Annotated in this window: 18 protein-coding genes; 6 read left to right on the plus strand and 12 right to left on the minus strand. The window is 68.3% G+C overall.

Annotation, left to right across the window (positions count from 1 at the left end; genetic code table 11):
- Window positions 1–245: 245 nt before the first annotated feature.
- The 4 genes from APAU_RS11810 to APAU_RS11825 form a co-directional block, all read right to left on the minus strand.
- Entirely contained in the window at window positions 246–1439 is a 1194-nt protein-coding gene (locus APAU_RS11810; RefSeq protein ID WP_006301986.1) for a DUF3798 domain-containing protein, read from the minus strand.
- Between the two features lie 283 nt (window positions 1440–1722).
- On the minus strand, window positions 1723–2898 hold the full coding sequence (locus APAU_RS11815) for a DUF3798 domain-containing protein (protein WP_232207862.1): 1176 nt from the start codon (window positions 2896–2898) through the stop codon (window positions 1723–1725).
- Between the two features lie 216 nt (window positions 2899–3114).
- Window positions 3115–4842 carry a methyl-accepting chemotaxis protein gene (locus APAU_RS12755; RefSeq protein WP_156789499.1) on the minus strand — a complete coding sequence of 576 codons (1728 nt, stop codon included), beginning with the start codon at window positions 4840–4842 and terminating at the stop codon, window positions 3115–3117.
- 188 nt (window positions 4843–5030) lie between these two features.
- Window positions 5031–6260 (minus strand): M20 family metallo-hydrolase, encoded by a 1230-nt coding sequence (locus APAU_RS11825; RefSeq protein ID WP_006301989.1) that lies wholly within the window; start codon window positions 6258–6260, stop codon window positions 5031–5033.
- Between the two features lie 159 nt (window positions 6261–6419).
- Between APAU_RS11825 and APAU_RS11830 the strand changes: the two genes are divergently transcribed.
- Both APAU_RS11830 and APAU_RS11835 read left to right on the plus strand, forming a co-directional pair.
- Window positions 6420–7595 (plus strand): MFS transporter, encoded by a 1176-nt coding sequence (locus tag APAU_RS11830; RefSeq protein ID WP_006301990.1) that lies wholly within the window; start codon window positions 6420–6422, stop codon window positions 7593–7595.
- A gap of 152 nt (window positions 7596–7747) precedes the next feature.
- The gene (locus APAU_RS11835) at window positions 7748–8614 is read left to right on the plus strand and encodes a VOC family protein (protein WP_006301991.1); all 867 of its coding nucleotides are present in this window, start codon (window positions 7748–7750) and stop codon (window positions 8612–8614) included.
- Between the two features lie 94 nt (window positions 8615–8708).
- Here APAU_RS11835 and APAU_RS11840 read toward each other — a convergent pair whose 3' ends face one another.
- Both APAU_RS11840 and APAU_RS11845 read right to left on the minus strand, forming a co-directional pair.
- Window positions 8709–9239, minus strand: coding sequence for a type 1 glutamine amidotransferase domain-containing protein (locus APAU_RS11840; protein WP_006301993.1), 531 nt, complete (start codon window positions 9237–9239; stop codon window positions 8709–8711).
- Between the two features lie 2 nt (window positions 9240–9241).
- Window positions 9242–10168: a DUF2156 domain-containing protein gene (locus APAU_RS11845; protein ID WP_006301996.1), complete on the minus strand. Its 927-nt coding sequence runs from the start codon at window positions 10166–10168 to the stop codon at window positions 9242–9244.
- Between the two features lie 645 nt (window positions 10169–10813).
- Between APAU_RS11845 and APAU_RS11850 the strand changes: the two genes are divergently transcribed.
- Window positions 10814–12133, plus strand: a complete 1320-nt coding sequence (locus APAU_RS11850; protein ID WP_006301998.1) for a tetratricopeptide repeat protein — start codon at window positions 10814–10816, stop codon at window positions 12131–12133.
- 94 nt (window positions 12134–12227) lie between these two features.
- On the opposite strand, the gene APAU_RS11855 is transcribed toward APAU_RS11850, so the two are convergent.
- Window positions 12228–13493 (minus strand): serine hydroxymethyltransferase, encoded by a 1266-nt coding sequence (locus APAU_RS11855; protein ID WP_006301999.1) that lies wholly within the window; start codon window positions 13491–13493, stop codon window positions 12228–12230.
- Window positions 13494–13645: 152 nt separating this feature from the next.
- Here APAU_RS11855 and deoC point away from each other — a divergent pair, with 152 nt between their 5' ends.
- The gene (gene deoC / locus APAU_RS11860; protein WP_006302000.1) at window positions 13646–14317 is read left to right on the plus strand and encodes a deoxyribose-phosphate aldolase; all 672 of its coding nucleotides are present in this window, start codon (window positions 13646–13648) and stop codon (window positions 14315–14317) included.
- Here deoC and APAU_RS11865 read toward each other — a convergent pair.
- From APAU_RS11865 to APAU_RS11880, 4 genes are all read right to left on the minus strand, one after another.
- On the minus strand, window positions 14307–15134 hold the full coding sequence (locus APAU_RS11865; RefSeq protein ID WP_006302001.1) for a Cof-type HAD-IIB family hydrolase: 828 nt from the start codon (window positions 15132–15134) through the stop codon (window positions 14307–14309). The genes deoC and APAU_RS11865 overlap by 11 nt on opposite strands.
- The gene (locus APAU_RS14800) at window positions 15131–16276 is read right to left on the minus strand and encodes an HD-GYP domain-containing protein (protein WP_006302002.1); all 1146 of its coding nucleotides are present in this window, start codon (window positions 16274–16276) and stop codon (window positions 15131–15133) included. The genes APAU_RS11865 and APAU_RS14800 overlap by 4 nt, the downstream gene beginning before the upstream one ends.
- A 103-nt stretch (window positions 16277–16379) precedes the next feature.
- Window positions 16380–17114: an adenosylcobinamide-GDP ribazoletransferase gene (locus tag APAU_RS11875; RefSeq protein ID WP_006302003.1), complete on the minus strand. Its 735-nt coding sequence runs from the start codon at window positions 17112–17114 to the stop codon at window positions 16380–16382.
- A complete protein-coding gene (locus APAU_RS11880; protein ID WP_006302004.1) occupies window positions 17111–17686 on the minus strand; it encodes a bifunctional adenosylcobinamide kinase/adenosylcobinamide-phosphate guanylyltransferase in 576 nt (191 codons plus the stop codon). The genes APAU_RS11875 and APAU_RS11880 overlap by 4 nt, the downstream gene beginning before the upstream one ends.
- An 87-nt stretch (window positions 17687–17773) precedes the next feature.
- Here APAU_RS11880 and APAU_RS11885 point away from each other — a divergent pair, with 87 nt between their 5' ends.
- Window positions 17774–18757: a threonine ammonia-lyase gene (locus APAU_RS11885; RefSeq protein ID WP_006302005.1), complete on the plus strand. Its 984-nt coding sequence runs from the start codon at window positions 17774–17776 to the stop codon at window positions 18755–18757.
- Between the two features lie 9 nt (window positions 18758–18766).
- Here APAU_RS11885 and APAU_RS11890 read toward each other — a convergent pair whose 3' ends face one another.
- Window positions 18767–22348: a hypothetical protein gene (locus tag APAU_RS11890; protein WP_156789500.1), complete on the minus strand. Its 3582-nt coding sequence runs from the start codon at window positions 22346–22348 to the stop codon at window positions 18767–18769.
- A 204-nt stretch (window positions 22349–22552) separates the two neighbouring features.
- Between APAU_RS11890 and APAU_RS11895 the strand changes: the two genes are divergently transcribed.
- Entirely contained in the window at window positions 22553–23323 is a 771-nt protein-coding gene (locus tag APAU_RS11895) for an adenine nucleotide alpha-hydrolase family protein (RefSeq protein WP_156789501.1), read from the plus strand.
- The last annotated feature ends 40 nt before the right edge of the window (window positions 23324–23363 follow it).

Here is a 23363-nt window from a genome sequence, read left to right on the forward strand (position 1 = left end):
AAGGCATTGGATTCTTGGGGGAGGAATCCCGGAATCTAGTCATTTTACGGCACCCGACCCCCATCGGGCACCGGATTTTCTCAAGAAAAAACGACCCTTCCCCGGGGCGAAAAAACGAAACTTCCGGTCTCCTGGGGAAGAACCCTCGGACCCCATGAACGGGGGGATCAAGCCTTCGCCTTCCGATGCCGGAGAAACCGCAAAAAAAAGGGAGGGGGAGAATCCCCCTCCCCTCCACCGCAAACCTACTTCACCTTGAAGTACTTCTCGGGCACCTTCACCTTGGTCATGCCCAGGTAGCCCTTGCCGAACACGTAGGTGTCCTGGTAGACGAGGACGTGGTTCTTCTTCTTCACGCCCGTGCCCATGTCCGTGTAGTAGCTCCCGTTCCACGCCGCGCCGGGGGTGAACTTGGCGTAGCAGTCCATGAGGACCTTGAAGTCTCCCAGCTTGGCCTTCTTCTCGGTGATGCGCTTGCCGAACTCCGCCAGGGCCGCGGAGGTGGCGTAGCCGTAGCTGTAGGCCCAGGTGCCCATGCGGTCCTTGCCCCCCGCCTTGACCACCGCGCCCTCCACCTTCTTCAGGATGGCGGGCCAGTTGCCCTTCTCCTTAGAGAGGTCGATGCCCAGTGCGCCGGGGTAGCCCATGAGGGGAGAGGGCAGGTCCGCCTCCACGAAGTAGCCTCCAAGGGTGGCCACCTGCTTCAGCAGGGGCTCCGTCTGGGCGTCGTTGGTGCAGAAGAACGCCGCCCTCTTGCCGTACTTCTGGAGCCACGCGGGGACCTTCTCCAGGATGAACTGCTGCGCCCCCGCCACGCCCACGTCGCTGGTGGGGTCCGGGGCGGTTTCAAAGGCGAACTTCAGGCCCAGGTCCTTGCAGGCCACCTCCATGATGTTCCGCCGCCGGGAGAGAAGCTCGTAGCTCATGTGCCGGGGGAAGGAGATGTGCACGAAGGCGTTGGCGCCCATCTTCTTGGCCGCCGCGATGATCAGGTAACCCCGGGCGATGTTGTCCGCGTTGATGGCCAGGTCCGCGGCGGACTCGATGACTCCGGGATCCTCGTGGGGCTCGCCGGCGAAGCAGAGGATGTCCTTGCGCTTCTCCTTGACCCGCCGGAAGGCCTCGGTGGTCCCCGGGATGGCCTGGTTCACCACGATGACCTTCATGAGGGGATCGTCCGCCAGACCCACGATCTGGGAAATGGTGGTCTCCATCTCGGACATGAAGTTGTCCGGATAGGTGAGGTGCTTGATCATGCCGCCCTTGGCCACGTCGCCGTACTCCTTGATGAGCCGCTCCGCGCCCCGGAGGTCGTCCTCCGACTGGGACACCGTCCCCGTGACCACCCCGATGTGGAACTTCGCCGCCGCAAAGGCGGGGCACGCCAGAAGGACCGCCACCGCAACGCACACCAGACCCAGAACCAATCTCCTTCGCATGAACCGACCAACCTCCCTCTTTCAAGTCAGATTCTGCCCGAAAGCCCTTACAGCTTAGAACCTGGGTAATGCAGCGTCAACGGAAGGGGGAGGGATGCCCCCTCCGCCCCGTAATAAAAATGATAAAAACAGAAAGCACGGGATTTCCTGCAAGGGGCCATCGTTCCGTTACATTTGACCTGCAAAAAACGCAAAACCGACGCCCATCCGCAGGGGAACCCCTAAAAACGAGGGCCCGGCGGGAACCCGCCGGGCCCTCGTTGTTGTCGTAATGGCGCGATTCTTACTTTTTGATCTTAAAGAACTTCTCCGGAACCTTCACGTCCGTGGCCTTCATGTAGCCCCGACCGAAGACGTAGGTGTCCTGGTACACCAGCACGAAGTTCTTCATCTTCACCCCGGTGTTGCTGTCGGTGTAGAACGCCCCGTTCCACTGGGCTCCGGGGGTGTACTTGGCGTAGCAGCTCCACAGGTCCTTGAGGTTCCCCAGCTTGGCCTTCTTTTCCGTGATGCGCTTGCCGTACTCCGTGAGGGCGCACACGGTGCTCCAGCCGTAGCTGTAGGCCCAGGTACCCATGTTGCCCTTGCCGCCCGCCTTGATGACCGCGCCCTCCACCTTCTTCAGGATGGCGGGCCAGTTGCCCTTCTCCTTGGAGAGGTCGATGCCGAAGGCCCCGGGGTAGCCCATGAGGGGAGAGGGAAGGTCGGGCTCCACGAAGAGGGCCCCCTGAGCGGCCACCTGCTTCAGCAGGGGCTCCGTCTGGGCGTCGTTGGTGCAGAAGAACGCCGTGGCCTTGCCGTACTTCTGGACCCACGCGGGGACCTTCTCCAGGATGAACTGCTGGGCTCCCGCCACGCCCACGTCGCTGGTGGGGTCGGGGGCGGTCTCGAAGGCGAACTTCAGGCCCAGGTCCTTGCACGCCGCCTCCATGATGGACCGGCGCCGGGAGAGGAGCTCATAGCTCATGTGCCGGGGGAAGGAGATGTGCACGAAGGTCTTGGCCCCCAGCTTCTTGGCGGTGTGGATGATGAGGTAGCCCCGGGCGATGTTGTCCACCCCGATGGCGAAGTCCGCCGCGGTGGTGATGACCCCCGGGTCCTCCTGGGGCTCCCCGGCGAAGCAGAGGATGTCCTTGCGCTTCTCCTTGATGCGCCGGAAGGCCTCGGTGGTGCCGGGGATGGCGTCGTCCACCACCACGACCTTCATGAGGGGATCGTCGGCGAAGCTGACGATCTGGGAAATGGTGGTCTCCATCTCGGACATGAAGTTGTCCGGCATGGTGACGTGCTTGATCATGCCGCCCTTGGCCACGTCCCCGTATTCCTTCAGCATCCGCTCCGCACCCCGCAGGGTGTCCTCCGCCTGCGACACCGTCAGCGTGGCGATCCCGATGTGGAACTTGGGGGCAGCCAGAGCGACGGTGCAGCTGGTCACCAGGGCAGTGACCAGTAGACCCAGTACGACGAACGCTTTTCTCAAAAGAAAAACCCCCCCGAAACGAAAATTTAGGAAACCTGTGCCTGGAGAATAAGGAGCCAGGATATGTTTGTCAAGCACTAGATGCATCAGTGATATTTTGCATCCTACCCTTGATCCCTCCGTAGCACCTCCGGAGGGATCAAGAAAAGGGGAGGCCCCCCGACGGGGGAGCCTCCCTGAAGCGTCCAGTCTCGATCAGACCCCTTCTTCCCCCAGCCATTCCCGGCGGAGGGAAGGGCAGACCCGCTCCAGGACCCGATCCACGAATTCCTTCCCCTCCCCGTCCACGTCCGGGGGCAGGGCGATGCCGTAGTGCTCCCGGGTCAGGGGAGCCTCCAGGAGGGCGAAGGCCGGGTCCTCCCGGCAAAGCTCCAGCAGCAGGGGGGCGTCCACCGCCGCCGCGTCCACCTCTTGCGACCGAAGGGCCTGGGGGATGCGGTCCCAGTGGTCGTAGGGGCAGGAGACGCAACGGGGAAGCCGCCGGCGCACCTCCTCCTCCCCCGATTCGCCCCGCACCACCGCCACCTTCCGCCCCTCCAGGTCCGCCAGAGCGTCGATCCCCTTCTCCCGCAGGGCCGCCACCCGCTGGCCGCTGGGGTAGTAGGACCGGGAGAAGGCCACGTGGGCCATCCGCTCGGGCAGCTTGGTGATCCCCGAGAGGATCACGTCGCAGACGTCGAAGGGCTGTCCGGAAAGGATGCCCGAGAGGCTCCCCCCCTCGCCCCTTCCCCAGGGCAGGGGGATGAAGACCGCGGCCACCCCCGCCTCCCGGGCCAGGGCCTCCGCCAGGGCGGGTTCGTAGCCCCGGGGACGCCCCCCCTCCCAGAAGACGAAGCGCCCCCAGTTGCGGTCTTCCAGCCCCACACGAAGGGCTCCCCGGCGGCGGATTCGCCCCAGAAACCCCTCCCCGGCGGCCTTTCCCGCCCCCCTCACCAGGGATGCCACTTCCCGGCGGAGGATCTCCAGCCTCTCCCCCAGGGTCTGCACCGCCCCCTGCTGGTCCCGAAGGGTGGCGTCCACCCGGACGAGCCGCTCCCCCTGTTCCAGAGACCCCCGGGCCATGCGCCCCACCAGGTCCGTCATCCGCTCCGCCCCCTGGGCCTGCTGGTCCGAACGAAGGACCGCGTCCTCCAGGTCCCCCAGGGTCTGGAGGACCGCCCCGTGAACCCTCTCGATGCTCTCCCGGGTGCGGTTCGTCCGGGCCTGGGCTTCCTGGACCCGCCGACGGGCCTCGCCGATGCGGGACTGGGCTTCCTCCCCCATGCTACCGATGGCTTCCGCCAGCTCCCCGATGGAACCCGCCGCGGCCTGAGAGCGGGAGGCCAGCTTGCCCACCTCCTCCGCCACCACGGAGAACCCCCGCCCCGCGTCCCCCGCCCGGGCCGCCTCGATGGAGGCGTTGAGGGCCAGGAGGTGGGTTTGCTTGGCGAGGTTGCGGATCCGGTCCACCGTCCCGGCGATGTCCCCGGAAACCCGCCGGATCTCCTCCACCGACAGGGCCACCCGCCCCGCCGCCTCGTCCACCCCCTCCACTCCCTCCACCACGCCCTGGACCAGCTCCCGGTCCTCCCGGGCCTCCCGTTCGATGAGGGCGTTCTGCTCCGCGGCGCGGCGCACCGCGGCGGAGGCATTCCGGGCCTCTTCCGCTCCCCCCTGAAGCTCCTCCTCCACCCGGGCGGCCAGGGCCTTCCCCTCCCGGGCGCTGGCGGACAGGCTTCCCGTGTGCTCCAGGACCCGAGCGAGGGAGGCGACGCAGTCCCCCGCCGCCGTGGACATGTCCTCCTGGACCCCCTCCAGGGTCCGGACCTCCCGAGGGAGGGACTCCGACGAAACCATGTCGGGGCGATCGATCCTTTTTCCCCCTTCTCTTCGGGAGGCCGCGACCCACCAGAGGACCGTCCAGCCGAGGGTCGTGGCTGCCATGATTCCTTGGTTACGAATGTCGATCGTCCCTTTTATGGAGAGAACGAAACCTGCGGTCTGGAGGATCAGGGCCGCTCCCAGATAGCGCCAGGATCCTTTCAAGGAAACCACCCCCAACAAGTAGTTTCCTTATTATGGGCACTTACATCTGAATGGGAAAGGGGGCACGAATTAGGGTTTCCCCGGAATCAGGCCTCCCTTTGAGCCAGGGCGATCAGCCCCCGGGCCAGGACCCGCACACCCCGGAGGAGGTCCGCCGCCTCCGTGTGCTCCTCCGGGCAGTGGCTCAGGCCGCCCCGGGAGGGGACGAAGATCATGGCGGTGGGACAGAGGAAGTGGAGGAACTGGGCATCGTGCCCCGCCCCGCTGGCCAGGCGCAGGACCCGGTCCGTCTCCCCCCGGGCGCAGGAGTCCACCAGGTCCGTCATCTCCCGGGGGAAGCGCACCGGGGGCGCGTCCGCCAGGGCTTCCGCCTCCAGCTCCAGGGCGTGACGGCCCGCCGCCTCCCGCAGAAGCCGGGGAACCTCCTCCTTGAGACGCCCGAAGGATTCCGGCGCCTCCGCCCGAACGTCCACGGTGAAGTCCACCCTCCCGGGCACCACGTTGATCGCCCCGGGCCGGACCTCCACCCGCCCCAGGGTGGCCACGGAAGAGGGGACCCGGGCCGCCAGCTCTCGCAGGGACCGGGAAAGGTCCGCCACCCCCGCGAAGGCGTCCCGGCGCCGGTCCATGGGGGTGGTGCCCGCGTGGTTCGCCTGCCCCCGGTAGGTGCAGCCCCACCAGGCGATGCCCTGGATGCCCTCCACCACGCCGATGCGGGCCCCCGCGTCCTCCAGACGGGGCCCCTGCTCGATGTGCAGCTCCAGGTAGGCCCCGGGGGTCACCCGGTCCGTCCCCCGAAAGCCCAGCCGCTCCAGCTCCTCCCCCGCCCGAAGCCCCTCCCGGTCTCGGGCGGCCAGGGCCTCCTCCAGGGGAAGGCGTCCCGAGAGGACCAGGCTGCCCATCATGTCCGGCTGGAAGCGGACCCCCTCTTCGTTGGTGAAGGCCGCCACCGCTAGGGCCCGACGCAGGCGCGTCCCCGACTCCCGCACCCCCCGGAGCACCGCCAGGGCCCCCAGGACCCCGTAGGCCCCGTCCAGGGCCCCCGCCCGGATCACCGTGTCCAGATGGGACCCCGCGGTCACCGGGGCCTCCGTCCCCTCCTCCCCCGGGAGGATCCCGAAGAGGTTCCCGATGCCGTCCACCCGGATCTCCAGGCCCAGCTCCTCCATCCGCCGGACCAGCCACCTCCGGGCCTCTCCGTCCTCGTCGGAGAGGGCCAGGCGGGTTCGCCCCTCCCCCGGCGCCGCCCCGATCCCCCCCAGTTCCTCCAGGTCCGCCAGAAACCGGCCCTCGTCCAGAACGATCCGCTCCTCCATGCCCGTTCCTCCCTTCCCCCCGAAGGGGCCCTCCGATCCTACCTCTCCGGTTTGACGGGGCCCACCCCTTCGTGGTACACCCCGGATCGCGCCCCTCCGCACCTCACACCGCCCCTCCCGGGAGGGGCGTCCGTCCCCGCACCGGAAAGGAAGGTTCCCGTGAGCCACGGCAAGCAGCTTCTGCGCCTCTTCTTGGCGGTGTACGCGGTGCACTGCTTCTCCAACCTCTACTTCCTCTTCGGCCCCTTCTACGAGGGGCGGGGGGCCACCCCCCAGGCGGCGGGCTGGTTCCTGAGCATCTTCTACGTGGCCACCACCCTCTGCCGCCCCCTGGGGAGCTTCGCCCTGGAACGCCTCGGGGTGCGCAAGACCCTCGTGGGGGCGGCGATCCTGTGCGCCGCGGGCAGCGCGGGGATCGCCCTCTTCCTGAACTCCCCGCCCCTGCTCCTGGCCTTCCGGGCCCTGACGGGGATCGGTTTCTCCGCCTTCGTGGTGGGGGCCATGGCCTTCCAGTCCCTGGTGATCCCCCCGGAGGTCCGGGGGGCCTCCTTCGCCCTGGTCACCACGGGATCCATGGCTCCCCTGGCCACCATCGTCCCCCTTTCGGACTGGCTGATCCAGACCGGCCACCCCTACCTGTACCTCTGGAGCGCCCCCCTGCTGGGGACCCTCTGCATCGTCCTGGGCTACCTGGTGGAGGCCCCGGACCGGGCCCCCGCCCCGAAGCCCGTCTGGGGCAGCTACCGGGACCTGATGCGCCTCCCGGGCTTTCCCGTGCTGGCCTTCTCCTCCCTCTTCCTGGCCCTCTGCGACGCCACCACCATCTGCGTGGCCTCCCTGGCCCGGGAGCGGGGGGTGCTGGTCTCCAGCTTCATGGTGGCCAACGCGGTGGCGGCGGTGCTGGTGCGCACCGTGGGGTTCCGGTTCATGGACCGGTTCCCCCGAACCCTCCTGGCAGCCCCCGCCTTCGGGACCATGGCCGCGGCCCTGCTGGGCATGTCCTTCAGCTCCACCAACGGGGCCTTTCTGGTCTGGGGGCTCCTCTTCGGCCTGGGGATCGGCGTGGGCTTCCCCACCTACCTGTCCCTCATCGGGGACCTGGCCCCGGAACGGCTCCACCCCAAGGGGACGGCGGCGGTGCTCCTGTCCATCGACGTGGGCTGGACCCTCACCCCCCTGCTCTTCGGCTACCTCTCCCCGGGGCTGGGGGTCAGCGGGACCTTCCGCTTCTTCGCCGTCGCGGGGGGAGCGGCGGCCCTGCTGGCCCACCGGTTTCTCTGGCTTCCCCTGTACCGCCGCAACCGCAAGGCCGCCTGTCTCCTCCCGGAGGACTGATCCCCCCGCAGACCCGGGGGCCGGGGAGGACCGGCCCCCCTTTTCCTTGCCCCCTCTCCATACCCCAGCTGGTACAATGAAGAAACTATCGAGTCTTTCCGATGGCCCGACACAGTAAGAGACCGCAACCGCATCGATAAGGAGGGATCCTCATGCGGGCTTCCGACGATTCTCCGATCCTGGGCCCCCTGCGTCTGGGCGTGGCCTCCGTCGAACGTTCCCGGGACTTCTACCGGGCCGCCCTGGGCCTGGAAACCCGGGAGGTCCCCGGCGGGGCGGAGCTGTTCCTTCCCTCGGGAAACCTCCTGGCCACCCTGGAGGAGCGCCCCGGGGCCGTCCCCGAATCCCCCGCCGTCCCGGGGCTCTACCACCTGGCCCTTCGCGTTCCCCATCGCCCCGCCCTGGCTCGGACCTTCCTTCGCCTGAAGGAGGCAAGGCTTCCCACCGATGGCCCGGTGGACCACGGGGTAAGCGAAGCGATCTACACCGAGGACCCCGACGAGACGGGCATCGAGATCTACCGGGACCGGTCCCGGGAAACCTGGCCCACCCGGGGGGGGCACCTGGCCATGGGCTCCCGGCTGGCGCCCCCGCAGGACCTTCTGGGCGCCCTGGCGGAGGAGATGGAGGGCCCCGGATCGACCCCCGAGATGACCCTGGGGCACCTGCACCTGCGGGTATCGAACCTGAAGCGGTCCGTGGACTTCTACTCCTCCCTCCTGCCCCTGAAGGTCACCCAGGAAGACCTTCCCGGGGCGGCCTTCCTGGCCTTCGGGGACTACCACCACCATCTGGGACTCAACGTCTGGTCCAGCCAGGGGGGCAAACCCCGGGACCCCCAAAGATCAGGCTTGATCGAGCTTTCCTTCCTCTTCCCCGTACCTTCGGCGTTCCAATCCTGGAAGGATCGCCTGCTTTCCCAAGGGTGCCCGGAGCTTCTCTCCGTCGCCCCGAACGAATCGTGGCTTCTCGTCCGGGACCCGGACGGTTGGGACGTGCGGATCCGCCAGGCCTCCTGAATCCCCCCCAAAAAAAGAGGGGGCGTCGCGCGGGCCCACCGGCCCCTCCGCGACGCCCCCTTCCGTTCCCCCCCGACGACGGGCCTGCGCCCCCCTAGAGCTTCCTCTCCAGGACCTGCAGGCACCCCTGGAGGAACCAGGGGAGGTCGTCGGGCTTGCGGCTGGACACCATGTTGCGGTCCACCACCAGGGGCTCGTCCACCCAGGTGGCCCCGGCGTGGACCAGGTCGTCCTTGATCCCCGGGGTGGAGGTCATGCGGAACCCCGCCACGATCTCCGCGGAGGCGGGGATCCACCCTCCGTGGCAGATGTGGGCCACCAGCTTTCCCGCCGCCATGAACTGGCGGGTCAGGTCCAGGACCTTGGGGATCCGGCGCAGTTTGTCCGGGGCGAACCCCCCGGGGATCACCAGGCCCTGGAAGTCCCGCTCCTGAAGGTCGTAGAAGGAGGCGTCGCTGCGACAGGGGTAGGTGTGTTTGCCCACGTAGACCTTCCGGGCCTCCGGACCCGCCGTCACCACCTCCGCCCCTTCTTCCGCCAGACGCAGCTTGGGGTACCAGAGTTCCAGGTCCTCATAGGTATCCTCCACGAACACCAGGACGCGCATCCCTTCCAGCCTCTGCATCCTCATCCCTCCCCATCCGATCCTTCGTCTTCGTCGGGAAAACCCCGAACGTCCCATTCCACCCGGTATTTCCGCAAAAAACCGAAGGGGAGGTAGGACATCTTCGCCTCCCGCAAGCCCGGATCTCCCATGTCCTCCTCCCGGTTCACCACGTCGAAACGGTCCCGATGCTGGGCCAGGAAGTCCCGGTGGATCACCTGGTAGGAATCGGGGACCCCGGGGCATCCCTTCTCGAAATGGATCATGAGGTTGCGATCCCCCAGATCCTCTCCCAGGGTGTAGGCCACCAGGGATCCCTCCACCTCCAGGCACCCGCCGAAGAGCCCCTCCAGCCAGTCCAGATCCCCCAAGACCCTCAGGATGCCCCGGTGTTCCCCCCAGAGGAGGAAATCGTCCTGGCAGTCCCGCTTCCCGCACCACCGCACCTGAAGCTCCATCACCCGGGGGACCAGGTCGTCCGTGAGGGGCAGGTAGCGGTACCGGTGGGTCCGAAGGAACCGGTTGATCCGGTTGCGCTTGCGCATGTACCGGTTTCCCTTCAGGTCCGCCAGGTCCTGGACCCGGTGGAGGTATTCGAAGGAGTCCCGGTCCTCCCGAAGACGAACCCGGTTTCCCAGCTGGTCCGCCCAAAGGCGCCCCAGGCTCTCGGGCACCGCAAGAAAGGTTCCCCTCTCGCCCACCGCCTCGGCCAGGAGGCGGTCCCAGTCGTCACGCCGCCACTCCCCCACGGGGGCCAGGCACACGGGCTCGGGGCGGAGCTGACGGATCCAGATCAGGTCGCGGAAGAGGGCGGTTTCGTAGCCCAACGCCTCGTCCCAGGCCCAGAGGACCGCGAAGCTGTGGTCCGAGGAACGCTCCAGACACCTGCCCCAGAGAGAACGATAGATCCCCTGAAGGTCTCGACGCAGCGGTTCGTAGTCTAAAGCCACAGGAACGCCCCCCTTGTCCACCCTCCATCATACCGCAGGGGCAAAACCCCGGGCCTCGGGGCCCCCAGGACGAACCTAGGATCATTACATCTTCGTTTCCTAATTTTTCCTTTTTTCCGGCTTCCCTTTCCATCAAACTCCGTTGTTTTCAAAGCGAGTTGTCCTGTTTTGCAAGAAGTAGGCTGTTGACAGTCAATAAACCGCAGCGTATGATATGGCCACAAAGGGCGGCAAGATCGAATACACAAAAATACCGGCCACCCTATCAAACCCACAAGGAGGGGACAGCCATGTTGCGGAATCCCGAGAAGATCATCGAAATGGAGAAGCGCATCACCGGGGAGTCCAGGGTGGAAGATCCCGCCTATACCCTGATCCGTACCTTCGCCAACTAGAACCGCTTACCCTGCGCGGAAGGGCTGGAGGGCCTCCCCTCCCCGAGACCCTCGCCCTTCCGCTTCGTGCCAAAAGGAGACGCCATGAAACCGGCGTCTCCTTTTGGTTTATTTCAAAACGGATACAGAGTACACCCCTCACCCCTTCCCCCGGGCCCCCCTTCGGGGACAACCCCTTCGGAACAAGCTACAATCGCCCCTAAGGCCCCGCGAACCCCAAGGGACACCCATTCCCCCTGGAGGGATACCCGTGAACGACAGACCCCAAGACCCCAGCTCCCCCCACGAACCCGGCCCCCTTCCGGAGGATTCCTCCTGGGAGGTCCCCGGGGAACTCACGGGGATCACCCCGGAGGAGGAAGCCTTCACCCCGCCGCCGGAACCCCGGCCCCTGCCCCGAGGTCTCTTCGCGGGCCTGGGCCTTCTGCTCCTTCTGGCCTTCGTGGGAGGCGGGTTCTGGTACTACCGCCACACGGTGCTGCCGGAGAAGCACTTCCAGGAGGCCAGCCGCCTCTACGAGGCCCGGCGGTACGCTCCGGCACTGAAGCTCTTCCGCAAGGTCCTGAAGGAGCGGCCGGAGCGGAAGGACACCCTCTTCCAGATCGGCGTCTGCCTGGAAAGCCTGGGGCGTCCCGGAGAGGCCCTGGACGCCTTCGCCTCCCACCTGGAGAACCAGCCCCGGGACGAAGGGGCGTGGATCCGGACGGGACGCATCCTCCTTTCTCTGGGGCGGCCGGAAAGCGCCCTGGACCCCTTGGAGAAGGCGGTCCGGCTGGCTCCGAAGAACCCCGAGACCCAAAGGCTCCTGGGAGAGGTGTACCGTCGCCTGGGGAGCCGGGACCGGGCAGTGGAGCATCTGTCCCTGGCCCTGACCTGGAACCCCGACCAGGTGGACACCCTCCTGCGGGACGCCAAGGCACTCATGGGACTGAAGGCCTACGGGGAGGCCCTGCGGGGGTACCGCAAGGCGGCGGAGCTGGCCCCGGAGGACCCCCGACCCAAGCACGGCCTCTGGGCCGCCCGAGCCCAGCTGGGGCTGCCCAACGACGACCGGTTCTTCCTGGTTCCGGGAAAATCCCTGGGCCCCGTGACCCTGGGGCTCTCCAAGGAGGAGGTGCTGGCCCGGTTCGGGGACCCGGACTCCGCCGACGGCCTCCAGACCCCCGGAGGCAAGACCTTCGAGGTGTGGCGCTTCCCCCGCCTGACGGACCGGGATGCCCCGGGGAAGGCCTTCCCGGGGTGCCGGATGGTCTTCGACGAGGACGGCCGACTGGTGCAGGCCGAGAGCGCCTCTCCGGCCTACAAGACCGAGGACGGCCTGGGGGTGGCGAGCTTCCTCAACAAGCGCTACGCAAAGCGCTTCTCCGGCTGGCAGGAGACGGACCATCGTTCCGTGGGCTACCGATACGCCCTCAAGGAGGGCGGCCTCACCTTCTACGTCTCCGATCTGGGAGGGATCACCCCCGACGGGGAACGCCGGGCCGCGGTGGTCCACACGGGGCCCCTCCCCGCGGACGACCGAGACCAGCCGGAGCTGTGGCTTCCCCTGAAATCCCCTCGGGAGGACTGACCCCCCGACGCACGTCGAAAGAGGGCCCCGGAGGCGGTACCGCCCCGGGGCCCTCTTCGCCTTCCTTCGATCCTCCTCCCTCCAGGAAGGGGGATCAGTCCAGAAGCCCGTCCCCTTCCCCGAAGCGGCAGTAGAGGGGATGGGCGAGGCACAGGTCCAGGACCTGGCCCTTCACGTCCTTCAGGACCTTCTCGTCCCCCCGTCCCTGGAGGGCCCGGTCGAGGAGTTCTCCCAGAACGGGCATGTCCTTCTCCCCGAAACCCCGGGTGGTGAGGGCCCCCAGACCGATGCGGATGCCCGAGGTGACCGTGGGCTTCTCCGGATCGAAGGGGATGAGGTTCTTGTTCACCATGATGTCCACCGACTCCAGGGCACGCTCCGCCACGTCCCCCGTGAGGCCCTTGGGGCGCAGGTCCACCAGCAACAGGTGGTTGTCCGTCCCCCCGGAGACGATGCGGTAGCCCCGATCGGTCAGGTTCCGGGCCAGGGCGGCGGCATTCGCCACGGTGTTCCGGGCGTACCGGGCAAAGGATTCCGTTCCCGCCAGCTTGAAGGTGAGGGCCTTGGCGGCCACATTCTGGAGGATCGGGCCGCCCTGGGTCCCGGGGAAGATGGCCTTGTCCACCGCCGGGGCGAACTCCTCCCGGCAGAGGATGAAGCCCCCCCGAGCGCCCCGGAGGGTCTTGGTGGTGGTGGAGGTGACGAAGTGGCAGTGGGGCACGGGGCTGGGCAGCACTCCCGCGGCCACGAGGCCCGCGATGTGGGCCATGTCGGTGAGGAGCAGGGCCCCCACCTCGTCGGCGATCTCCCGGAAGGCGGGGTAGTCCAGGATCCGGGGGTAGGCGCTGGCGCCGGTCACCAGGAGCCGGGGACGGTGCTCCCGGGCCAGGGCCCGCACCTGGTCCAGGTCCACCCGTTCCGTGTCCGGACGCACCCCGTAGTGCACCCCCCGGTAGACCCGCCCCGTGAGGCTGGCCTTGGATCCGTGGGAGAGGTGCCCCCCGTGCTTGAGGTCCATGGCCAGGATGGTGTCCCCGGGCTGGAGGACCGCCTGGTAGACCGCCAGGTTGGCGTTCACCCCCGAATGGGGCTGCACATTGGCGTGCTCCGCCCCGAAGAGGGCCATCGCCCGCCCGATGGCCAGGCTCTCCAGGGCGTCGATGAACTGGCACCCCCCGTGGTAGCGCTGTCCGGGGTAGCCCTCGGCGTACTTGTTGGTGAGAAGGGAGCCCTGCACCTCCATGATCGCCGGGGGGACAAAGCTCTCCGAGGCGATGAGTTCCAGGGTCAGCTCCTGCCTGGCCGCCTCCCGATCCAGAATGGCCCCCAGTTCCGGGTCCACGATGCCCAACTGTCGCATGCACCCACCTCCATGGCGGCGCCCTTCGGGGCGCCCTCGCTGGCGGCGATTATCCCGACGGGAGAGGACCCTGTCAAACCCGAGGGAACACCCTTTTGGGGTTAAAATGAAGGAGAGTTCTTTTGCACGGTACAGGGAAGGAGGCCGCGATCATGAAGAGGGACGAGTTCGCCCATACCCTGGAACAGGCCCTGCTGCGCCCGGATGTGGACCGGAGAAGCGTGGAGGAGGCCTGCGCCGCCGCGGTGCGGGACCATCTGGGAGCCCTGGTGGTGCTCCCCTGCTACGTCCGGATCGCCGCTCCCCTCCTGGCGAAATCGGGGGTCAAGACGGTCTCCGTGGTGGGGTTCCCCCTGGGAGCGACCCTTTCGGAGGTGAAGGCCCGGGAGGCCCGCCTCCTGTTCGACCAGGGGGCGGAGGAGCTGGACATGGTTCTCCACCTGCCCTGGTTCTTCTCGGGAGAGTACGACGCGGTTCGGGAGGACATCGCCGGGGTGGTGCAGGAGGCCCGGGGACACGTGGTGAAGGTGATCCTGGAGACGAGCCTTCTGGACGAAGGGGGCATCGTGAAGGCCTGTCAGCTGGCCCGAGATGCGGGGGCCTCCTTCGTGAAGACCTCCACGGGCTTCGGCGCGGGGGGAGCCACGGAGGAAGCGGTGGCCCTGATGCGCCGCACCCTGGGAAACCGCATGGGGATCAAGGCCTCCGGGGGGATCCGCACCCTGGACCAGGCTCTTTCCCTCCTGGAGGCGGGGGCGGATCGGCTGGGCACCAGCGGGGCGATGGACCTGCTGGCCCAGTGGGACCAGCGCTTCAGGGGCTAGGGAAACCCCGTCCCTCCAGGGCGAAGCGGCGCACCGCCCAGACCACCGGATCCTCCCCCTCCGGCGCCGTGAAGGCCGCCCCGGCCCGAGCCCGAGGGGAGCCCTGGGGTACCGCCACCCCCAAGGGCACCGAGGCCAGCATCTCCGCGTCGTTGTCCCCGTCCCCCAGAGCCAGGACCTGTCCCCGGGGGATGCCCAGGGCGTCCGCCAGCCAGAGCAGGGCGAGGCCCTTGTGGATCCCCCGGGGAACCACCTCCAGAAACCCCTTCTGCGATCCCGCCACGTGCACCCGGGAACCGAAGGCCTCCCGCAGGCTCGCCTCCAGGGGGGGGATCTCCCGGGGGTCCTGGATGACCAGCAGCTTGGTGGGAGGGGCCTGGAGGCGGTACAACGCCTCCCCCACCTCCAGGGGCTCCAGGCCGGTCAGGCGGGCATAGGCCCGGGCCCCCTCGTGGGAGGCCCGTTCCACCAGGAAGCGGTCGTCCACGTAGGCCTGCACGTACACCCCCCTCTCCCGGAGAAAACCCAGCACCTCCCGGGCCAGCCCCGCCTCCAGGGGCCGGTGGAACCAGGTGAGTTCCGTCCGGGGGTCCCGGATCAGGGCGCCGTTGTAGGAGATCAGGGGGGCGTTCAGGGGCGCCGTCTCCAGGAAGGAGCGGGCGGAGGCATACATCCGCCCCGTGGCCAGAGTGACCCGAACCCCTCGCCTCACCGCCTCCTCCAGCACGGCGATCCGGGCGGAGGGAACCCGTCCCGTCTCGTCCAGGAGGGTTCCGTCCAGGTCCAGGGCGATCAGGCGGGCCGGGGGGAGGTTCATCGGGGGGGATCGAAGGGGTCCGGGACCTCGTCCTCCAGACGATGCAGGACCACGCTGTCCTCGTCCTCCAGGATCGCCCGGACCGAGGCGTCCCGATGGGCCGCCAGGTCCACCCGGAGGGGCTGGGGAAGGGGTCCCTTCCCCTCCAGACGCACCACCGAGAGCACCGGTCGATCCGGGGCCTCGGGGTGGATCTCCGTCACCAGGCCCACGTGTCCCGTGGAAAGGCGCAGCCAGGTCCCCACGGGGAAGGGACAGATGAGAGACGAGAAGGCCTCCACCACCCGGGGGTCGTACAGGCGTCCCGCTCCCAGTTGGAGGTGCCGAAGGGCCTTGAGGGGGGAGAAGGGAACGGGGCGATAGGGCCGGGGGGAGGTGAGGGCGTCGTACACGTCCGCCACCGCCACGATTCGGGCGGTGGCGGAGACCTGTTCCTCCCGCTTCCCGTCGGGGTAGCCGCTGCCGTCCAGGCGTTCGTGGTGGCTCAGGGCGGCCTCGGAGGCCAGGGGCCAGAGGTCCCGGTGCTCCTCCATCAGCCCCGCCCCCATCTCCGGGTGGCGGCGGATCTCCTTCCACTCCTCCTCCGAAAGGGGCTCCACTTTGCTCATGAGACCGGGGGAGAGGAAGACCTTCCCCAGGTCGTGGAGAAGCGCCCCCAGCCCCAGGATGCGGATCTCCTCCCGGGGCAACCCCAGGCGGTGGGCGCACAGGGCCGCCAGGACCAGGGTCTGCACCCCGTGCTGGACCTCGTAGCTCTGGCAGCTCTTCAGGTCCAACAGGTGGACCACCAGATCGGGCTGGGAGAGGACCTCGCAGATCAGCTCCTCCACCTGGGAACCCAGGACCTCCAGGGAGAGGGTGAGGGAGGAGGAGGCGTGGTCCTGGGCGGCCTGCACCAAAACCCCCCGCAGGTCCGCGGTGACCCGGCGGAGGCTCTGGGGGCTCACCAGGGGCTGGACCCGGTCCGTGGGGAAACGGTCGTCCCGGACGTAGACGAAGGGAACCCCCACCTCCACAAGGCGATGGATCAGGCTTTCCCCGAGGGGGACTCCCTCCGCGAGGAGCAACGTCCCCTCCTCGGAGACTAGGGGGCGCGCCAGAACCATGTCCGACTTCAGACGGTGGGTATAGACCAACCTCATGGGGATGTCCTCCCTCCCTTCCCGCCCCGGGTCCTCCCGGAGGAGAAGGTTCCTTGTGCGTGTCCGTCACTTTGCTGTGTGCGTAATATATCATCCCCCGGGTTCAGGAGGCCAGGACCCCCAGGGCGATCAGCTCCCCCAGGACCTCCGTCCCCCCCAGGACGTCCCCGTTGACCCCTCCCATGCGACGGTTGAAGGCCCCCGCCATCCCCAGCCCCGCAAGCACCGCCCCGCACAGGGAAAGGGGCGTCCCTCCGGGGAAGGGGAGGAGGAAGGGCGCCGTCAGCAGCAGGGCCAGGGCCAGGTGGGCCCCCCGGTATTCCCGGACGAAGCACCTGCCCATGCCGGACTCCCAGGGATAGGCTCCCCGCCAGGCGGCGACGCACAGGGCAAACCGCCCCGTCGCCCCGGCGAAGGCCAGGGCCAGGGGCCAGCGGGACGCGGGGATCTGGGCCAGGAGGAGGCTCCACATCCCCACCCCCCACACCAGGGCCAGGGCCCCGAAGCCCCCGATGCGGCTGTCCTTCATGACCTCCCGGAGCGCCTCCCCCCGTCGGCCGGAGCCGAACCCGTCCGCCAGGTCGGACCAGCCGTCCAGGTGCAGGGCCCACCCCGCCAGGGCGTAGAGGCCGCAGGTTCCCCAGGCGGCGGGCAGGGGGGGAAGGGACCGGGCCAGAAGCCAGCCGCACGCCCCCGTCCCCAGCCCCAGAACGCCCCCCACCAGGGGAGCCCAGGAGAGGGAGGGGGCATCGTCCAGCCCCGGGGGAACCCAGGAGGCGGGGAGGGGGAGGCGGGTCAGCAGGGCCCACTGGAGGGCCAGTCGGCGCAGGAAGGTCATGCCCTCCCCTCCTCCGGAGCCTCTCCCTTGATCCACAGGGGAAGGCCCGCCACCACCAGGGCCACCCGATCCGCCCCCTCCGCAGCCAGGCGGTTCAGCCGCCCCTGAAGCTCCTGGAACCGGCGACCCAGCCGGTTGGGAGGGATCAGGCAGCACCCCACCTCGTTGGACACCAGGATCAGACGGACACCGGGGCCCGGGGCGGCCAGGAGGTCCCGCCCCAGGGCGAGGATCCTCCCCTGGGCCTCCTGCCAGGCCCCCTCGTCCTCCCCCTCCGACGAGGGCTCCCGAAACATGAGGCGGGAGGCCCAGAGGGTGAGGCAGTCCACCAGCAGGACCCCCTCCCGGGCCCGCACCGCCCCGGGAAGGTCCTCCGGGGCCCCCTCCCAGGTCTCCCAGGAAGCGGGGCGACGCTCCCGATGACGGCGGATCCGCAGGGCCATCTCCTCGTCCCGGGCCTCCCCGGTGGCCAGGTAGGCCACCGTCCCCCGGTCCCAGGCACGGGCAAGCCTTTCCGCCAACTCGCTCTTCCCGCTGCGCACCCCTCCCAGGATCAACGTCCTCTCCCCCACTCCGGATCCCCCCCTCATGAGCTTTCCCCGATTATACTGTGGGGATCCGTCCCCCTCGGGGGACCGTACAGACAGGAGGAAAACGCCATGACCCACCTTCCCATCAACCCGTCCTTCACGGACGCCCTGCTGGCGTACCGGTTTCTGCGCCCCCGGGTGCGCCACACCCCCCTGGAGCACTCCGCCCCCTTGAGCGAACGCCTGGGTACCCCCGTCTTCGTGAAGTGGGAAAACCAACAGTTCTGCGGCTCCTTCAAGATTCGCGGGGCCCTGTTCAAGATGTCCCGCCTCACGGAGGCCCAGCAAAAGCGCGGGGTGGTCACCGCCTCCAGCGGAAACCACGGTCAGGGGGTGGCCCTGGCGGCGGCACAGATGCGGGTGAAGGCGACGATCTGCGTGCCCGCCTCCTGCCCCCGGACGAAGCAGGAGGCCATCCGACGCCTCGGCGGCCCCTGGGTGGACCTGCAGTGCATCGAGGGAACCTACGACGACGCGGAGGCGGAGGCCCACCGCCGGGGAGAGGCGGGGCTCACCTACGTCTCCTCCTTCGAGGATCCGGACATCCTCTGCGGCGCCTCCACCCTGGGGATCGAAATGCTCCTGGACGAGCCGGACCTGGACCTGATCGTGATGCCCGCGGGGGGAGGAGGGCTGATGAACGGGGTCTCCCTGGCCGCCTCGACCCTGAGACCCCGCATCGAGCTGTGGGGGGTTCAGTCGGAAGCGTCGAACCCCTACGTGGTCTCCTGGGATTCCGGGGTGGTGAGGGACGTGGAGTACGGGGACACCCTGGCGGACGGTCTGGCGGGCTACATCCCCCAGAGCCTCCTGGACCTCGCCAAGACGCGCATGAAGGGGGTGGTGGAGGTGCGGGAGGAGGACATCGCCCGGGCCATCGCCACGCTGCACCGGACCCACCACCAGGTGGTGGAAGGTGCCGGGGCGGTGGGGGTGGCGGCCCTCCTGACGGGCCGGCCGGAGGTGCGGGGGAAAAAAGTGGGGGTGGTGATCTCCGGGGGCAACATCGACGAATCCCGTCTCCTGGAGGTGCTGCGCTCCCAGGAGGGCTGAGGCCCGAGGCTATTCCTGGTCCCCCGGCCGGAGGATCATGCGCACCGCGTTCTGCAGGATCTGATCCTGGATCTGCGACCCCAGGCTGTCGTCGCTCACCAGTCCCTCCCCCAGGGGGATCTCGATGCGGATGCGGATGCCGTCTTCCTGCTTGGGTTTGTTCTTCTGCCCCGGAGACTCGGGGATGGGGGAGGTCTTCTGGGGGCGGGCGATCTTCAGCTCCGAGAGCTTCGGATCGTCCAGGGTCCCCCGGATCCGGAAGGACACGTCCCGGAAGTCCTTGCGCGTGAACCCGCCCACGGCGCCCCCCAGAAAGTTCCCCAGCAGGCCGGTCCCGTCGATCCCCGACTGGACCAGCCCCTGGAGGACCCCCACCGCCACGTTGAGGGCCCGGATGTTCACGTTCCCCAGGCAGGAGACGTCCAGACGCCCCTTGTCGTCCAGGCTTCCGTCCGCCATGAGGTACCGATACGCCCCATCCCCCGGGGGTGCGGAGATGCGGCTTCCCGGGAGCAGAAACAGGCTCTTCCCGTCCACGTTGAAGCTCCCCGCCAGGGAGCGGAAGCGCACGGGCTTGCCCCCGGTGACGGAAGACACCGCCTTGGCTCCGTCGAACTCGGAGATCTCCCCGTCCACCACGGAGAAACGTCCCTCCCCATCCTGGAGGCTGGTGCGGCTCACGTCCCCCTGGAGGCGCAGGATGAAGTCCGCCTTCCCGGAGACGGTCCCCTTGCTCTGGGGGAACCCGTCCTTCAGGGCCTTGGCCAGGTCGGCCCCCCGAATTTCCAGGCGTCCCCCGTAGCGGCTGGAGTTCAGGTCCCGGGCCAGCTGGCCCTTCAGGGTGCCCCCGTAGGCCTTCCCCGTGGCCTCTTCCACCGTCACGAAACCCTCCCCCACGAACAGGGGGGCCTTCAGGTCTGTACCCCGGAAGCCCAGGAACCGAAGCTCCGGAAACGCCACCTCCCCCGTCCCCGTGAGGCCCTGGCCGTTTCCCTTCCCGGCGAAATGGAAACCCACCCGCCCCGCCAGGTTCTTGCGCAGGGAGGCGGGGAAAGCCTGCCCCAGGAGGGCCAGGTCCAGGTTCTCCCCGGAGGCGGAGAAATCCAGCGCCCATCCCTTTTCCCTCCGGGCGAGGACTCCCTGGCCGCGGGCGGAGCCGTCCCCCAAGAGGGCCTTCACCTCCTGGAACTCCAGCCGGTCCTCTTTCCCCTGCACCCGGAAGAGGAGGGACGAGAAGGCCAGACCCTGCACCACCGGCTGGGTCACGCTTCCCTCCGCCGCCACCTGAAAATCCCCCTCCGTCCCCTTCAGGTGGAACGTCCCCCCCAGGAGCCCCTTGATGCGGAGGTCCCCCAGGTGCTGCTTCGCCCATCCGCCGATGAGGAGGTCCTTCACGGTTCCCTTCAGGTCCAGCCGCACCGGATCCGCCTGCCGGGAAGGAAGGACGAGGGAGCCGTCCAGGAAGGCGGTCCCCTCCAGGGTCCGGCCTCCCAGGCGCGTCAGCGTGATCTTCTCCCCGTCGTAGGCAGCCTTGCCCGAAAGGCCCTCCACCTCCAGGGACTTCCAGACCACCCGGGGGGTGCGCAGGTCCGCCTCCCCCGTCACCCGATCCCCGTCTCCCCGAAGCGTCAGGGTGCCCGCCAGGGTCCCCTGGAAGGGCAGCGCCTCCTTGCGAGCCATCCACCGGGAGGTGAACCCGGTGAAGGGACCGGAAAGGGAGAAGGGACCGGGAACTCCCTCCTTGAGGGTTCCCTTGCCGGAAAGGGACAGGGTCCCCCCGGGAGGGCGGAGGGAAAGGCGGTCCACCCGCCAGGAATCGGGGGCCCAGGCTCCCAGAAGGCGCACGTCCCGCACCGGCGCCAGGTCACGCAGGGCGAGGGCGGGCATCGTCGCATCCACCCGCACCAGGGGCTTTTTCGTGGTTCCCTCCACCCGGAAGCTGCCTCCCGCCAGGCCCTTCACCCCCCATTTCTCCGTGGGGATCAGGTCGCGCCAGCGGGCCAGGTCCGCTCCCTGCACCCGCCCCGTCACGGCCAGGGGAAGGTCCTTCCCTCCCAAGGCAACACGCCCCGACCCGGTAACCCGGGCGCCCCGGATCCGGGAGGCAAAGGACAGAAGGTGCAGTTCCTTGGGGGAAAAGGCGAAGTGGACCTCCGTTTCGGGAAGGGGCTCCCGGCCCTTCCCTCGGGCCACCGAAAGGGCGGCGAGGCTTGCCCGGACGGTGAAGCGCAGCGCCTTGGCAGGCCCTTCCACCAGGAGGGTTCCCTGGGCGGTACCCTGGGGGGCAAGGCCCTTCAGGTCCGGGAAACGCTCCCCCAGACGGGGCAGCTCCAGCTTGCGAAAGGCCCCCGCCAGGCGCACCCCCACGTCTCCCCGGGGGTTCACCTCCCCCTTCCCCTCGAAGGAAGCCCCGGTCCATTGCCCGGAGCAACGAAGGGTCAGGGGACGGGACCCCCGGAGGATCGCCTCCGCCGCCAGATCCTGGAGCGTCTCCCCCCACAGACGAACCTCCGGAGCCCGCACCGACACCGGACCCGCCAGCTCCTCCACCGGCCCTCGCAGGTCCAGGGAGACCACCGACAGGACCCCCTCCACCCCCTCCAGCCAGGTGAAGTAGCCCTTCCACTTCTTCGGGTCCAGCTCCTTCCCCCGAAGCCGCAGCCCCAGGCGGGTCTCCTTTCGGAAATCCAGGTCTACCGATCCCTCCACGGGGGTCTCCATCACCCCTCCCGAGGTGACGCGGAGGGCCAGCTTCCCGTCCCCGTAGCTCCAGGAGCCTTTCAAATCCTTTACGGAGAGGCCTGTCACCGTCCCGGTCCAGGAACCCTCCCCCTCCGCCGCCAGGGCACGAGGCGGACCGTGGACCTCGAAGCGCGTGGACACCACGCCTCCCAGACTCGCCTTGCGCACCTCGGGGAGAAACCGTTCCAGCTCTCCCAGTTTGAACCGGGAAAGCTCCCCCGTCAGGTCGTACCGATCCCCCAGGGTTCCCTCCACATCCAGCTCCTGGTCCTCCAGGGTTCCCCGAAGATCCAGCTCCGGGACCCTTCCGTCCAGAAAACGGCCGTGGGCCTCCGCCTTCCGCCCCTCCCAATCCCCCTGGAGACGGAACCGGTACTCCAGGCCATCCACCCGTAGGACCCCCTTCTCCACGTGCAGGGGCCCCCAGGGGGTAGACAGGGCCAGATCACGAAGGACGAACCGGTCCACGGGAACTTCCTCAGGGGGGGCGGAGGGGTCTCGTCCCGGAGCCAGGGAGCGCAGGCCCTCCAGGTCCGCGCTCGTCCCGATCAGGTCCACCCGGCTCAGGCGAGGAGAACCCTGCAGAAGGCTGGGAAGGGAGAGGAAGGCCCGAATCTCCTGGGCTCTCAGCACCACGTCCCCCGACGAGGTGCTGAGGGCCAGCTCCCCCCCCCGGTAGCCCATCAGGGGGTTGCCGGTAAAGCTCCGGTAGGTCAGTTCCGCCTGCAGGGACTCCCGGAGGGCCTGCGCAAACAGGACCCCCACCTGGCGACTGTACAGGTCCCGGTCACGAAAGAAAAACGCCGCAGCGAAAAGAGCAAGCACCACGGCGAACAGCAACCCGATCACAAGACGAATCCAGAAAAACCGACCCATTCCTTCACCTCGCCCGCCCCATCCGGGGCGGAACACGTTAGAATGGATTCTAGCATGAACCCGCAGAGGAGGCGGAGAACCCTGAACCCGGACCTCGAGTCCCTCTGGTGTGACCTTCTCCGTTGGCTCCGAAAGACGGCCCACCTGGGAATCCTCTTCTCCGGGGGAGGGGACAGCGTGCTCCTTGCCCAGGCCGCAGCGGAAGCGCTGGATTGTCATGACTATATCCTATTCTTCATCGACTCCGAGCTGGATCCTCCCGCGTCTCGTCGACGAGCAACTGCGGAAGCGGCACGCCTCGGCGCCTCCCTCCAGATCATCCCAGGGATCGAAACGGAGCACCCCGCCGTCTCCGCCAACCTCCCAGACCGCTGCTACCACTGTCGCAAACTCCGCCATGGACAGGTCCGACAGCACCCGGCCCTGCCCTTTCACTGGCCCTTGGCGGATGGCACCCACCTTGACGACCTGGAGGAACGGAGACCGGGGCTGCAGGCAGCCAGAGAGGACCAGATCCTCCATCCCCTGGCGGAGACGGGCTGGACAAAATCGACGATACGTCAGGCTCTGGAGGCTCTCGGCCTGGAGGCCGCCTCCGTGGCTCCCTCCCCCTGCCTGGCCACCCGGATCCCCTATGGGCAGCCGGTCCGCAGGGAGAACCTCCGTCGGATCGCCCAGGCCGAGGCGCTGATACAAGGCTTGGGGTTCTCCTGCAATCGCGTCCGCCTCTACACGCCTCAAGCAGCTATCCTGGAGGTCCCCCCCCAGGACTTGCCACAAGCCTTCGCCCTGCGGGAAACCCTACTGGAAGGAATCCGCCCTCTGGGTTTTGCCTCCCTCGCACTAGACCTGGAGGGTTATTTCCCGGGGAAAATGGACCGAACCCTCTCTCCCGAGCCAGACCTCTTCCCGGTGGTCCATTTTCGGGAGGGAACACCTTTCGAGTAAATGCCCTTCCACGGAGAAGGGCCGCACCTCACTCAGACCC

The organism is Aminomonas paucivorans DSM 12260 (assembly GCF_000165795.1).
GTDB lineage: Bacteria > Synergistota > Synergistia > Synergistales > Synergistaceae > Aminomonas > Aminomonas paucivorans.